General features: G+C 62.9%; 13 protein-coding genes and 2 tRNA genes. 4 read left to right on the top strand and 11 right to left on the bottom strand.

Annotated features, from left to right (window positions below; translation table 11 throughout):
- Positions 1-31: 31 nt before the first annotated feature.
- The 10 genes from G8767_RS28275 to G8767_RS28230 all read right to left on the bottom strand — a co-directional run bounded on the left by G8767_RS28275 (position 32) and on the right by G8767_RS28230 (position 7,988).
- The gene (locus G8767_RS28275; protein WP_166813119.1) at positions 32-1,210 is read right to left on the bottom strand and encodes a cation:proton antiporter; all 1,179 of its coding nucleotides are present in this window, start codon (positions 1,208-1,210) and stop codon (positions 32-34) included.
- Positions 1,211-1,244: 34 nt separating this feature from the next.
- Positions 1,245-1,874 carry a pyridoxamine 5'-phosphate oxidase family protein gene (locus G8767_RS28270; RefSeq protein ID WP_166813117.1) on the bottom strand — a complete coding sequence of 210 codons (630 nt, stop codon included), beginning with the start codon at positions 1,872-1,874 and terminating at the stop codon, positions 1,245-1,247.
- Positions 1,871-2,686, bottom strand: a complete 816-nt coding sequence (locus tag G8767_RS28265; RefSeq protein WP_166813114.1) for an ABC transporter ATP-binding protein — start codon at positions 2,684-2,686, stop codon at positions 1,871-1,873. Before G8767_RS28265 ends, G8767_RS28270 begins: the two co-directional genes overlap by 4 nt.
- Positions 2,683-3,735: an iron chelate uptake ABC transporter family permease subunit gene (locus G8767_RS28260; RefSeq protein ID WP_166813110.1), complete on the bottom strand. Its 1,053-nt coding sequence runs from the start codon at positions 3,733-3,735 to the stop codon at positions 2,683-2,685. The genes G8767_RS28265 and G8767_RS28260 overlap by 4 nt, the downstream gene beginning before the upstream one ends.
- On the bottom strand, positions 3,732-4,775 hold the full coding sequence (locus G8767_RS28255) for an iron ABC transporter permease (protein WP_166813107.1): 1,044 nt from the start codon (positions 4,773-4,775) through the stop codon (positions 3,732-3,734). The genes G8767_RS28260 and G8767_RS28255 overlap by 4 nt, the downstream gene beginning before the upstream one ends.
- The gene (locus tag G8767_RS28250) at positions 4,772-5,806 is read right to left on the bottom strand and encodes an iron-siderophore ABC transporter substrate-binding protein (RefSeq protein WP_166813103.1); all 1,035 of its coding nucleotides are present in this window, start codon (positions 5,804-5,806) and stop codon (positions 4,772-4,774) included. Before G8767_RS28250 ends, G8767_RS28255 begins: the two co-directional genes overlap by 4 nt.
- Before the next feature lie 155 nt (positions 5,807-5,961).
- Positions 5,962-6,738: an AraC family transcriptional regulator gene (locus G8767_RS28245; protein ID WP_166813101.1), complete on the bottom strand. Its 777-nt coding sequence runs from the start codon at positions 6,736-6,738 to the stop codon at positions 5,962-5,964.
- A gap of 187 nt (positions 6,739-6,925) precedes the next feature.
- Positions 6,926-6,998, bottom strand: a tRNA-Arg gene (locus tag G8767_RS28240).
- An 82-nt stretch (positions 6,999-7,080) separates the two neighbouring features.
- Positions 7,081-7,172, bottom strand: a tRNA-Ser gene (locus tag G8767_RS28235).
- A gap of 96 nt (positions 7,173-7,268) precedes the next feature.
- A complete protein-coding gene (locus tag G8767_RS28230) occupies positions 7,269-7,988 on the bottom strand; it encodes a dienelactone hydrolase family protein (protein ID WP_073512862.1) in 720 nt (239 codons plus the stop codon).
- Positions 7,989-8,049: 61 nt separating this feature from the next.
- On the opposite strand from G8767_RS28230, the gene hisC reads away from it, so the two are divergent.
- The 3 genes from hisC to G8767_RS28215 all read left to right on the top strand — a co-directional run bounded on the left by hisC (position 8,050) and on the right by G8767_RS28215 (position 11,828).
- On the top strand, positions 8,050-9,126 hold the full coding sequence (gene hisC, locus G8767_RS28225; RefSeq protein ID WP_124566656.1) for a histidinol-phosphate transaminase: 1,077 nt from the start codon (positions 8,050-8,052) through the stop codon (positions 9,124-9,126).
- Positions 9,127-9,226: 100 nt separating this feature from the next.
- Positions 9,227-10,921, top strand: a complete 1,695-nt coding sequence (locus tag G8767_RS28220) for a bifunctional UDP-sugar hydrolase/5'-nucleotidase (protein WP_124566655.1) — start codon at positions 9,227-9,229, stop codon at positions 10,919-10,921.
- A gap of 37 nt (positions 10,922-10,958) precedes the next feature.
- The gene (locus G8767_RS28215; protein ID WP_124566654.1) at positions 10,959-11,828 is read left to right on the top strand and encodes an MYG1 family protein; all 870 of its coding nucleotides are present in this window, start codon (positions 10,959-10,961) and stop codon (positions 11,826-11,828) included.
- Positions 11,829-11,848: 20 nt separating this feature from the next.
- Here G8767_RS28215 and G8767_RS28210 read toward each other — a convergent pair whose 3' ends face one another.
- A complete protein-coding gene (locus tag G8767_RS28210; RefSeq protein WP_206029860.1) occupies positions 11,849-12,859 on the bottom strand; it encodes an alpha/beta hydrolase family protein in 1,011 nt (336 codons plus the stop codon).
- 399 nt (positions 12,860-13,258) lie between these two features.
- Here G8767_RS28210 and G8767_RS28205 point away from each other — a divergent pair, with 399 nt between their 5' ends.
- Positions 13,259-13,858 (top strand): LysE family translocator, encoded by a 600-nt coding sequence (locus G8767_RS28205; RefSeq protein ID WP_166813099.1) that lies wholly within the window; start codon positions 13,259-13,261, stop codon positions 13,856-13,858.
- Positions 13,859-13,967 lie beyond the last annotated feature (109 nt).

The raw sequence follows: 13,967 nt of genomic DNA, 5'->3' as shown, positions 1-13,967 counted from the left end.
GACTGGCTCGACGAGCAGTTGGATCTCTGAATCAGGCCACTTTCTCTTTTTTCGTCAACAGCGTGGCAATCATCGGCAGCAGCAGAACCGTGATCGCGCCCGCCGCCACAAGAATCGACGCATTGTCCGAAGACATCTGATGCGCGTCGACGGCAGCGCCCGTGACCGCCACGATCATCGGTAGGCCGGTCGCTCCGTACAACGCGACCTGCGCACTTTCGCGCGTGGTGAAGGGCGGCTCGACCTTCTCGAACTTGGTCACGAAGAACACCGGCACGCCGCGGACGACAACGATCAGGATCAGAAACGCGATCAGTATGCCGGGGCTGGCTGCGACCGCCGAGACGTCGATCGCCATCCCCGACGTGATGAAGAAGATCGGGATGAGGAACCCGAAGGCGATCCCGTCGAGCTTGATCTCGAGGCGCTCGTCGCCCTCTGGCATCAGTCGCCGCAGGATGAAGCCGGCGGCAAACGCACCGAGAATGACGTCGAGTGAGAACACGGCCGACAACACTCCGAGGCTGACCAACAACAGAACGGTGAGGCGGACCGTCGTCTGCGCAGTGGTGTCCGCCCCTGCCCGCACCAGTCGATGTGTCCACGAGCCTTCGTGAATCAGCTTGCCGGGCAGCACCGCCACGATGACAGCGATCAAGGCGAAGACGGCAAGGACGATCAGCGACAGGACGGCACCACGGGCGCTCAGCAGCACCGCCATCGCGACGACCGGACCGAGTTCGCCGACGGCCCCGTGGTTGAGGACGGTCTTGCCCAAGCGTGTGTCGAGGAGTTTGTTGTCCTTGAGGATCGGCAGCAGCGTGCCCAGAGCGGTCGACGTCATCGCGATGGCAACAGCGGCTTCGGCGGAAATCACGTTCCTCATGCCCAGCAGCGCGACCACCGTGAACGCCAGCGCGAGGCAGAACAGCCACGTGTAAAGCGCACGACGGCCACCCCGGCCACTGAGTTCCTGTCGGTCGATCTCGTAACCGGCGAGGAGGAACAGCATGCCGAGGCCGAGTTCGCGCAAGATCCCGATCGCTTCGCTGTCAGCTGCGATGTTGAGGGCGAACGGCCCGACCATTGCGCCCGCGACAAGCAGCAACACCACTTCGGGAACGAGCCGACGTGGGATCAAGCCCGCGACTATCGGCGCGACGGCCGCGATCAGCGCAATCCAGAACAGCGATGAGGCAATTGAAGGCACGGATCATTATCGGACATAGGTGACAAATCCGCGTTCAGTACAGGTACTTGCGATACGCCTCCTGCCGAGCTGGCTCCAGATCCTCGACCTGGAGGGTGTGCTGCTCGGCCATCATGTCGCGCAGACTCGGTACGTCCTCGGGAGTAGGCCACGTCGACGGATCCCACAGCTTGGCCCGCAGAATCGCTCTCGCGCAATGGAGATACGCCTCGTCGATCTTCACGATCACCGCAAGCTGCGCCGGCTTGCCGTTCATCGCCATCGACTCCAACAGATCAGCATCTGTCGAGAGGGTCGCCGTGCCGTTGACGCGCACGATCTCGTCGTGGCCGGGCGCGAGAAAGAGGATCCCCACGTGAGGATTCTCGATCATGTTCCGGTACGAGTCAGCGCGCCGGTTGCCCGGACGATCCGGAAGCACCAGCGTCTTCTCGTCGGGAAACAGAACCTGACTGACCAAGTCTCCACGCGGCGAGCAATCGCAATTTCCGGCCGCATCGGACGTCGCGAGCACAAAAAACCGTGCCTGCTCGATGAATTCACGGATCAACGGAGTCGTGTAGGCGGTGTGCTTATCCATGATCGTCGGATGGGGCTGTCCGAGAAGCGCATTGAGTTGTTCCACGGATTCGATCCGCCCGCTCGGGACACTCGACGCCGTCACGTCAACACGTCGTCGAGGACGTGGTGGCGCCCCAGCGGCAACACCAACGGCTTACCCGAGATGGGATCGGGGATGATTCGACTGTCGAGACCGAACACGGTGCGGACGTTGTCGCTGGTGAGCACCTCGGCAGGATCGCCCGCAGCATAGACCCGGCGATCGGCCATGGCGACGAGGTAATCGGCGTAGCGGGCAGCGAGGTTGAGATCGTGCAGAACCATGACAATCGTTGTACCCCGGGTCCGGTTCAGGTCGGTGAGCAGGTCCAAGACCTCCACCTGGTGGCTCACGTCCAAGAAGGTGGTCGGTTCGTCGAGTAGAAGCAGATCGGTTTGCTGGGCGAGCGCCATCGCAATCCACACACGTTGGCGCTGACCACCGGAAAGCTCGTCCACCGATCGTTCGGCCAATCCAGTTGTGTCCGTTGCCGCAAGCGCTTCGGCGACAGCTGCGTCATCCTCGCGACTCCACCTCGACAGCACCCGCTGATGTGGATGCCGACCTCGCCCGACGAGATCGGCGACGACTATCCCTTCCGGTGCGATCGGTGACTGCGGCAGCAGACCGAGCGTGCGAGCGAGCTTCTTCGCGGGCAGGCGATGAACATCCTTGCCGTCCAACAGAACATGACCGCTTCGGGGACTGAGTAGCCGCGACATCGACCGCAGCAGCGTCGATTTGCCGCACGCGTTGGCGCCCACGATGGTCGTGATCTTTCCCGGCGGCACAGCGAGGTCGAGCGATTCGACTACGGTCCGCCCTCCGTAACCGAGTTCGAGGTTTTCGACAGTCAGAGTATGGGATTCGGTCACAGCGAACCTCCCGTTCGGTTGGAGCGAATGATGAGGTAGACGAGATACGGCGCTCCCAGCGCACCGGTCACCACACCAACGGGGTAGCGGGTGCCGAAGGCGTACTGCCCGCAGAAATCGGCAACGAGCACCAGCAGCGCTCCGACCAGCGCCGACGGGATCAACAGCGATGCTCCTGGACCAACGACGCGGGCGGCGATGGGGCCGGAGAGAAATGCCACGAAGGCGATGGGACCCGCAGCGGCAGTGGCAAAGGCGATGAGTCCGACGGCCGCAACGATCGCCAGAATGCGCGTGCGTTCCACTCTGACGCCGAGTGCTTGCGCTGCGTCGTCACCGAGCTGGATGGTCGAAAGATTGCGCGATTGACTCAAGAGCACCGGTCCGAGGACAACCAACGCCAGGAGCACGGGAACCGTCGAACCCCAGTTGGCACCGTTGAGACTGCCGGTGAGCCAACGCATCGTCTCCTGCAGATCCCACGCGGCGGCAGTACTGAGCAGGTAGGCGGTGACGCTGTCGAGCATTGCGGCGATGCCGATACCGATCAGAATCAGCCGAGTGCCTGCTACACCGTCCCGGAAGGAGAGAACGTAGATCAACACTGCGACGCCCAGACCGACCGCGATGGCGAAGATCGAGACCTGCGAGCCGCCGAGTGAAAGCGAGATGATCGCGAAAGCTGCTGCAGCGCTTGCCCCGGAGCTGATTCCGATGATGTCGGGGCTCGCGAGCGGGTTACGCAACATCGTCTGGAACGTGATGCCGCCCAAGCCGAAACAGATTCCGGCGACCACAGCGAGGACAGCCCGAGGCAGACGGAGGCGGCCGACGGTGAACGAGGCGCCGGGCACGTTCTCCCCCAGAACGACACGAAGCACTGCAGACGGCGGGTAGAAGGTTTTTCCCACCATCAGAGTGACCGCGAACGAGACGATAACGAGGACCGCCAGCACTGCAATCACGATGCGGCGTCGTCTACCTCGCCGGATACGGCTTGCTCCGACTGCGTCGACCTCGACTTCGGGAGTAACGAATGTGGTGGTCACAGCTCACGCATTTTCTGACGGCGGACGATGTAGATGAAAAAGGGCGCTCCGATGAGCGCGGTGATGATGCCGACGTCGATTTCGCTCGGCCGCGCGACAATTCGTCCGAGAATGTCGGCGGCGACGAGAAGGCCGGCCCCTGTCAGCGCAGAAAACGGTAGTAGCCAACGGTTGTCGATGCCGATCAACAATCGGCACAGGTGCGGGACAACCAAACCGACGAAGCCGATCGGTCCGGCAATCGCAGTGGCTGCACCGCAGAGCAGCACTGCACCGAGCGCTGACACTGCCCGGACCACCGCAACACGTTCACCGAGCCCTGATGCAACCTCGTCGCCGAGCGCAAGGGAGTTGAGACTGCGCGCTGACAGCAGACAGATCACGAAGCCGACAATGAGGAAAGGCAGACCCTGCCGGATCACCTCGAAACTCGCACCACCGACGCCGCCGATCTGCCACGAACGAATGTTGCCGGCAATATCGTTTCGCGGCAGCATGATCGCAGTGATGAACGAAGCAAACGCAGCCGATGTTGCGGCCCCGGCGAGAGCCAACTTGAGTGGCGTGGCTCCACCTCGCCCGAGTGAGCCGACTACGTAGACGAACAATGCCGCGGCGGCTGCGCCGAGTATCGCCACCCAGATCATGCTGGTCTGAGTCCACAGCCCGAACCACGCCATTCCGATCACCACCGCGAGTGAAGCGCCCATGTTTACGCCCAGGATTCCGGGATCTGCCAACGGGTTTCGGGTGATGCCCTGCATCACTGCGCCGGCAAGCCCGAGCGCAGCTCCCACGATTATCGCGAGCACCGTCCGCGGAATGCGCTTCGCGATCGCACCCTGGCCGATGTTGTCGGTGGAACCGCCCAGCGCGGCGACGATGTCGGACCAGTCGACTTCACGCGAGCCGACGACAATAGATGTACACATGAGCACCGCGAGGACAACGAGAAGGGCGATCAGCCACAACGAATTGCCGAACGTCGGGCGTCGCGTATCGCGAGCGCCCGACGTCGAATCCTGCGAGGTTACAGTCACTCCGACTTTCCAGCAGCCCCGGCGAGCAGATCGACGTAGTCGCCGAGTACCCACGAAATTGCGAGTGGAGTCGGATTGGCCGCCGTTCCCATCGGCCCGGTTCCATTGAGGAACACGATCGAGTTGTTGGCGACGGCAGGCATCTGCGAGAGCAGCGGGTCAGCCTTGAGTGCGTCGACAAGCGCCTGGTCACCGTAGGTGACGATCAGTTCGACGTCGTCGAAGACGTCCACACGCTCGGCACTGACCTTCTTCGAGAACTCACCACCCGTCGAGGCGTCGGCAACGCTCTTCGGCGTCGAGAGTCCGAGGTCTTCGAAGAACGCGGCGCGCGTGTCGTTCGCGGTGTAGAAGCTGACCTGACTCAGATCAGCGGTGTCGACGTGAGTCAGGAACATGGTTGCCTTGCCGGCAAGCTGCGGATGCGAGGCAACCTCGTCGGCGATCTCCTTCTCGATGGTCGAGATCAGTTTCTGCCCTTCGGTTTCCATGCCGAGGCCCATGCTGTTGAACTTGATGACGTCACGCCACGAGGTTGCCCACGGGCCCTCCGGATATGCCACGACCGGGGCGATCTCACTGAGAGTGTCGTAATCCTCTTGCGTCAGACCGGAATACGCGGCAAGAATGACGTCAGGGTTTGTATCGGAGACGGCTTCGAAGTCGATGCCGTCGGTCTCGTCGAAGAGCACCGGCGGCTTCGCGCCGAGTTCGTCGAGCTTTTCCTCGACCCACGGCAGCATGCCGTTGCCGTTGTCGTCGCCGAACGTCGCCGCCGCCATTCCAACGGGAACCACGCCGAGAGCAAGGGGCACTTCATGATTGGCCCAGGCGACGGTGGCGACTCGCTCCGGCTTGGCGTCGATCGTCGTCGTTCCGAAAGCGTGCTCGATCGTGACCGGGAAGGAACTGGATCCGCTTCCGGTGCTGCCGCCGTCGGCGGTGTCCGAGGAGTCGGAACTGCAGGCTGTCATACCGAGTGCAACTGCGACCGCTGCTGCGGCCACCGCCAAGAAGCGTTTTGAACGCATGAAAACAGAACTCTCTCGAGTAGGGGTACGGCCCTCAACCCGGCTCGAAAAGGCACTTAGGTGAGGTTTGCCTAAACCGTATACGGGAGAGCATTGTGGCGCAATCGCGTGTTTGGGACACCCTGTGTAGCGATCGAGTCAGGCTGAGATGGCCATCAGCTGGCCCGGAACATCCCTGGCGTAGCCCCTGTGGTGCGTCGAAAAGCAGCCCCGAACGCACTGGTCGAGTGGTATCCCACCCGCTCGGCAACCTCTTGCAGATCCAAGCCGTGCGCAAGAAGGGTCACGGCCCGTTGGGCCCGCACCGCCGAGACCCACTGTCCGAAACTCATCCCGGTCTCCGACCGAAATACCCGGGTGATGGTTCGCGGGCTGACGCCGAGCAGCCTTGCCCAGTCGGACAGCGTGCGCATGTCACTCGGATCGTCACCGATCGCGTCGACGATGGGTTTCAGAAGCGCCGAGTCCGGCACCAGAACCAGCAACTCGTTCGGCGACGGTGCCAGCACGTCGATCACCATCTGCTCCGTGAGCGAGCGGGAGGAGGTTCCGAGTGAATCGTCTGCCAGTCGCTCGAGGAGATTCCGCAGCAGTGGGGTGACCTCGATCGCCACCGGCACGTCGGACAGAGAAGGAACTGACGCGATGTCGAGCTGAGCGGCCCGATACCAGGTACCGGCGGGTGCGATCGCCGAGTGCAGGACACCGGCAGGCATCCACAGACCGACCGTCGGTGTGATCGTCCAGGTTCGTGCCCCCACCGTGGCGCTCGACGCTCCCCGCTCGTTCCACAACAACTCGTGGGTCGGGTGCGAGTGCGCCTCCCACCGGGTCTCGCGGGAAACGAGCTCGTCCATGCCCGCGATGACAAAGGGCACCTCGACCGCCCCGGCCGAGTAGACCGGGAGCGTCCGACTGTCGACGGTCTCCAACGGGTTCTCCTCGGTTCGCGCGGCTGCTCCGGAGAAAGCATAGGTCGCGGGGATCGGTTGTCGGTTCCTACGATCGCGAGGATCACCGCCCGAAATTTGTCGAGGTGACGTCACACACATTCAGAAACTGCGAATGTGCTACAACAAAAGAAGGCCACAGACCGGAAGTCTGTGACCTTCTTTCTTGTGCGCCCGAAGGGATTCGAACCCCTAACCTCTTGATCCGTAGTCAAGTGCTCTATCCGTTGAGCTACGGGCGCATGTTCTGTTGTCCAGCAGGTCTTGCGTATCCTGCCGTCGTAATTTCTATCATTTCTAACCCGCCGGTCAAAATCACCGGCTTGGCGGAGGCGAGAGGATTTGAACCTCCGGTCCCTCGTAAAAGGGACAACTCATTAGCAGTGAGTCCCATTCGGCCGCTCTGGCACGCCTCCCTGGGGGTTCCGATCCTTTCGGACCGCCGGATCGAAAGATTACACACCCTTCGCCACCAAAGGCAAAACGTGTGGTCAGCGCCTTGTTTTGCAGACTTACCGCAGGTGACTGTCGAACCAGTCGAAGATCCGGGTCTGCGCTTCGATGATCGAGGCCGAATCCGGGTCGTCGAGGTCGGCGTCCTCGGACAGCTGTGGCGGCTCGTCGGCCCGGTGAGCCAGTCCGGCGTAACTGACTACCAGCGTCGCGACGTCGGCCTTCGCGGTCGCTTCCCGGAGCAGAGTCACGTGTTCGCGAGGCGTGCTGGGATCGTCCTCGCCGTACAGCGCCAACCACGGTGCCTGCAAGGAAGTGGCCGCGTCGACGAGCGCCTGAGCATCCACCGACAGCGCTTCGACGATTCCCCGGGCGGCGACACTCACCGCGGCGCCGACGGGACGGCTGGTGGCCACGAGCATCGCAGCGGTTCCGGCGTCGTCGAATCCGAGCACCCCGATGGTGTCTGCGAGAACTTCACGGCCGACGAGCCAATCGAGGGTCGCGTCGAAGTCGGCGAAGAGGTTGTCACCGAACACCTCGCCCTGCATGTGTTCGGGTTCGCGATGGAACAGGTGAGGTGCGACGCTCACCCACCCTTCGCCGGCCAGTGAGCACATCAGATTGAGCAGAGCCGGGCTGAACTGCCGGGCTTCGTGCAAGACGACGATTCCGCCTCGCGTCGGGCCGTCCGGCTCCACCACCGTCAGTGGAACAGCCGTGGCGACCTCCCCTTCGGCTCCGCGCAGATACGCCGTGGCCCGGAAGATTTCCGACATCTTCTAACTCTGACACGCAGACGGCCGCAACGCACCACATCAGTGCGCGCATAATCGACTCGTGACCGCACACATTCGCCCCGACCTCGCCTCTATCCCCGCCTACGTTCCCGGACGCAATTTCCCGGGTGCGATCAAACTGGCGAGCAACGAAACGACCGTGGGGCCGTTGCCCGGTGTGCGTGACGCCGTCGCCGACGCAGTCGCCAATGCCAACCGTTACCCGGACAATGCCGCTGTCGCACTCATCGAGGCGCTGGCCGCGTTCCTGAAGGTCGAGCCGGCCAACGTCGCCGCTGGTTGCGGCTCCGTGACGCTGTGCCAGGAACTCGTGCAGATCACGTGCGATCAGGGGGACGAGGTCATCTACGCGTGGCGGTCGTTCGAGGCGTACCCCGTGGTGACCCAGGTCGGCCACGCCGTCTCGGTGAAGGTTCCGCTGACCGAGGACTTCGGCCACGACCTCGACGCGATGCTGGCCGCGATCACCGATCGCACGCGGTTGATCTTCGTCTGCAACCCCAACAACCCGACCGGCAATGCGCTGTCGAAGGCGGAGCTCGAAAGCTTCCTCGACGCTGTCCCGGCACACGTCGTCGTAGCGCTCGACGAGGCGTACTTCGAATACTCACGCTCGGACGCCGACGGCATCGAACTGTTCCGCAGCCGCCCCAACGTGGTTGTTCTGCGCACCTTCTCGAAGGCGTACGGCCTCGCAGGAATCCGCGTGGGTTACGCGGTCGCGGATCCGGAAATCATCGTGGCCCTCGGCAAGGTGCACACCCCCTTCACCGTGAGCGCTGTCGCGCAGGCCGCCGCAATCGCTTCTCTGGCTGCAGCAGACGAACTGCTTGCCCGCACCGAGGGCGTCATCGCCGAGCGGACGCGAGTTCGAACCGCGCTGATCGAAGCCGGCTACACCGTCCCCGAGTCGTCGGCGAACTTCGTCTACCTCCCTCTCGGAGAGCTCTCCCCCGGTTTCGCCGAGGCGAGTACCGAAGCGGGCATTCTGATCCGCCAGTACGGCACCGAGGGCGTCCGGATGACGATCGGCGATCCGCACGAGAACGATGCGTTCCTCGCTTTCGCGAACACCGACGTCGCGAAGCGGGCAGCCGGCATCGGCGTGACCGCGTGACACTCGATACATAACTGTTACGCCGAGGACTGGAATTCGTTTCGGCAGACGGGCACACTCAGGGAGGTTCGAAGCCGGTCCGAGTGAGGGAGCACGACGCATGACGCGACGCATGACACGAACGTGTGCCGTGCTCGCGACAACCCTTCTCGCCACCACCGCGACCTCCCTGAGCGGTGTCGCCACCGCCCAGTCCCAGGACACGGTGTCGGTACGTCTGTTGGCGTTCAACGATCTGCACGGCAGTCTCCGCCCGCCGGAAGGTGTTCGCAGCGAGATCAGGCAGGCCGACGGCTCACTGACCCCGGCCGGTGGCGCGGCGTACCTCGCGGCCTACGTGACACAGCTTCGCAGTCAGGCCACCAACTCGCTGCTGTACTCGGTCGGTGACAACTGGGGATCGTCGGCATTGGAATCGGCGATGTTCAACGACGAGCCGACGGTCGAACTGCTGAACCGGATGAAGATCGACGCTTCCGCGATCGGTAATCATGAGCTGGACAAGGGACTCGCCGAGTTCCGTCGCATGCAGTCCGGCGGCTGCTCCGCCGTCGATGCATGCACGTTCAGCCCGTCCTTCGACGGCGCCAACTTCCCCCTGATGGCCGCGAACATGACGTACACCAACGGCACTCCGGCCACGCTGCCCTTCACCGTGAACATGGTCGACGGCATTCCGCTCGGAGTCATCGCGATTTCCCCCGCCAACACGTCGCAGATCGTCACGCCCGGCGGGATCGCCGATCTGCAGTTCGGCGACGAGGTCGAAGCGATCAACCGCACCGCCGACGTCCTCGACTTCTTCGGCGTCAAAGCCATCACCGTCCTCCTGCACCGTGGGGACGAACCGGCCGTCGAAGGTGGACCCAACGATTGCAACGTCGAGTCCGGGCCGGCCCGCGACATTGCGTTGCGTGCCTCACCGAAAGTCGACGTCATCTTCACCGCCGACAGCCACCAGCAGTACAACTGCGAATTCCCTGATCCCGCAGGCAATCCCAGAGTCGTCATGCAGGGCGCTTCGCACGGCCGGATCGTGTCCGTCGCAGACGTCACCATCGATCGCAACACCCGCGAGGTCGTTCGCGATCAGACGTCCGCTTTCAATCAGATAGTGACACACGATATTTCGCCGGATCCCGATATTCAGGCTCTCGCGGACCGAGCCTGGTCGGAGGCGTCGGAAAGCGCTCAGCGACCGGTGGGGACCATCACCGCCGATCTGACACGGGACCGCGTCCCCAGCGGTGAATCGACACTCGGCAACCTGGTCGCCGACGCTCAACTCGCCGCCGGATCGACACGAGGCGCTCAACTCGCGTTGACGAACCCGGGCGGCATGCGCGAGGATTTGGACTTCGGCACTTCCGGCCAGGTCACCTACCGCCAGGCCTACGGTGTTCAACCCTTCGGCAACAGCCTCGAGGTGCTCTCCGTCACAGGAGCGGTGTTGAAGGACGCTCTCGAACAGCAATTCCAGATCGACCTCGACGGCACCGCTACCGAGCGCATCCTCTCCCCGTCCGCGGGCTTCACCTACGCCATGGACCGGCGAGCAGCGCCGGGCTCGCGAATCTCGGAAATGCGCTTGAACGGGCAGGACATCGCCCCCGACGGCGTCTACAGCGTCGTGGTGAACAAGTTCCTCGCCGAGGGCGGGGACGGCTTCACCGCACTGAAGAACTCCACTCAGATGACCGGTGCGGGTAACGACCTCGACGCCTTGACTGCCCTGTTCGCAGCCGGGTCCCCGGTCTCGCCACCTGCCACCGATCGCATCCGCACCGTCGGCTGAATAGGCATCCCCGCGCTCGATTGCCTAGTCTCGACGGGTGATCATCGCGACCCATAACGGCAAGTTCCATGCAGACGACGTCTTCGGCGTATCGCTGCTCAAGCAGCTGTACCCCGACGCCACCGTCGTTCGCAGCCGTGACGAGTCCGTCCTCGACAGTGCGGACATCGTGCTCGACGTCGGCGGTCGCTACAACCCGGCCGAGGGTCGCTTCGACCATCATCAGCGCGATGCCGGCGAGCGCAGCAACGGCATCCTGTACTCCGCCTTCGGTCTGCTCTGGCAGGAATACGGCCTGCAGTTCTGTGAAGGCGACGCCTCCGTTTTTCGCCGAATCGACAGTCGTCTGGTCGAGGGCATCGACGCCGTCGACAACGGCCAGGAGATCTACACCCTCAACGATTACGGCACCAAGCCTTTTGATCTGTCTTCGGTACTGGACCTGTTCAACCCGATCTCGTCCACCGACGAGGAGTTCGACACCCAGTTCGAGCTGGCCGTGGTTCTCGCAACTCAGGTCTTGATTCGCCTGCGCGCCAAGTACGCCGGCGACGCGGCAGCCGAGCGCGAGTTCACCGAGACCTACGAGAAAGCGTCGGATCCGCGCTTCGTCGTGCTGGAACGCTTCGTTCCCCACGGCCGCGCCGCGTCGGCCCAGCCGGAACTTCTGTTCACCATCTTCCCGAACACCAACGGCGGCTGGTCGATTCAGACGGTCAAGCCTGCGGACTCCAAGTTCGGTTCACGAAAGCTGTTGCCGGAGCCGTGGCGCGGCCTGAACGGCTCGGACCTTGCTGCCGAGACGGGCGTCGACGGTTCGGTGTTCTGCCACAAGGCGGGGTTCATCGCGGCTGCGCAGACCCGTGACGGCGCCCTCCAGTTGCTCGAACTGGCACTGGCCGAGTAGTTCTCAGCTCGCAGTCCAGTTCACATTCCCAGGGCGGTCTTCACTGTCGGCCAGGAATCGTGAAGCGCGTCTTGCCAGTACGGCCATGAATGGGTGCCGTCGTTTCGATACGCGAACACTGCGGGAATCGACAACTCCCCCAACCTCGCTTCGAACAGTTGTGTACACGTGTTGGCAAGCGCCTCGAGCGGTCCGCCTTCGATGGCAGTCTGCAGTCCACTCGGCGTGAAGACGTTGTCGTACTCTCCGGGCGCGCCCGTGCCGGAAGAAACGTAGATCGTCTTCCCACGCAGCGTTTCCGCGTTGGTGGACGGGTCATGCTTTTGCCAGTCGGGGTCCGATGCCGGGCCCCACATGTTGGTGGCGTCGCCTGCCTTACTGGCCACGGTCAGCCGCACGGAATCCTGCGAAGACGACTCGGAGTTGTCGAGACAGCCGCTGTACGAGGCTAATCCGGTGTAGAGCTTCGGGTGATGCGTGATGAGGTTGGCCGCGCCGAGCGCACCCATGGACACCCCACCGACCACATTCGTCCCGTTTCCGGAGAACGCAGAATCGATCAACGCCGGAAGCTCTTCAGCGAGAAACGATTCCCACTTGTTCACACCGAGGTTCGGATCGTCGTTCTTCCAGTTGGTGTAGAAACTGCCGGTACCGCCAACGGGGAGAACGACGTTGACGTTTTTGTCGGCGAAAAACGTTTCGATGTCGGTCTTCTGGGTCCAGGTGCTCTCGGAGTACCCGGATTCCGAACCGGCACTTACTCCGTCGAGTAGGTAGAAGGACGGACGCGAACCTGCACTGGTCGCTGGATGCAGAACTTGCACTTGCACCTCGCGTCGCATGGCCGGCGACTCGACGAACACGGCACTGCGAGTGGGCGACAATTGCTCGATGCGATTGATGTGAGCACCGGTCTGACCGGCCAAATCTCCGGGTGGGTTTTCAGGCGCCGGATCGGCATACGCAACTGCGCCCACGACAAGCGCGAGCACGACCAACACAATCCCGACAAACCCAAATCTCCGCATCCGTCAAGCGCCCCCTGAGCATCGCACGACTACCGCTAACCCTCGATTGGACAGGACGAACGTCCCGGGGTCAACCCACTGGTTGGGATTTATTACTCGCGGGTATCCAATGGAGTTGGACAGTTCTCCACCGATGCACACACAGGTGTGGATAACTTCATTCACATCCACTTCCCAGTTGTGCATAACCTGTGGACAAAAGGATGAATTACAACAGAGGTATTCCTTCTACCTGCATCGTTCCGTTTCCCCACAGTGTGCATAACTTTGTCGAACTGTGCTCACGAGACGCCGGTTTCCGGGCGTGTCCATGCAGTTCACACCGCGGCGCCACTCTTTGTTCACAGGCACGACACCACCGCCCGACTTCGCTCCCCACCCCGACTTCATACTTGTTGCATGCTGACCGCTCTGCTCGCCGCCACAGCCGTGCTCGCCCTACTGACTCTGGTCCCGGGGCCGGACATGGCCGTCGTGACGCAGGCAGCTCTCGGCGCGGGCAGATCCGCCGGTTTCCGGGTAGCGGCCGGCATCGTCTCGGGCCTTCTGGTGTGGGGTCTGCTGACTGTCCTCGGGCTTTCGGCGATCCTGGCCGCGTCGGCCGAGGCGTACACCGTGGTCAAGCTCGCCGGTGCTGCCTACTTGATCTATCTCGGTGTGCGAGCACTGTGGGAGAGCCGGACCTCACGGATGCAACACAATGCCGACGCCCCGCGCGCGCCGAAGGCCGGGACATGGAAGACGGGCTTTACCACCAACCTGCTCAACCCCAAGATCGCCGTCTTCTACACCGGACTGCTGCCTCAGTTGGTTCCGGCCGGATGGCCGACGGGACCATCGCTTGCGCTGCTGGTGCTCATCCATGCAGCCATCACCATCGTGTGGCTCAGTGGCTACGTGGTCCTTCTCTCGCGGGCGCGTAGCACCTTCGAGAAGCCCCGAGTACGACAGGCACTCGAGCGCATAACCGGAACAGTTCTTCTAGTGCGGTGTTCTTGAAGTTTTTCGACGGTCGGCTTTCGCGAGTATCTGCTCGGCGGTTTTCGTCCAGATGAATGGCTGCGCTCGTGGGTTCCACCCGTTGATGAAGTCCCGAATCTTGGCGGTG

Source organism: Rhodococcus sp. IC4_135, assembly GCF_011602025.1.
Classification (GTDB): domain Bacteria; phylum Actinomycetota; class Actinomycetes; order Mycobacteriales; family Mycobacteriaceae; genus Rhodococcus_F; species Rhodococcus_F baikonurensis.
Note: the sequence above shows the minus strand (reverse complement) of the source record. Positions and strands in the feature narration are given on the sequence as shown.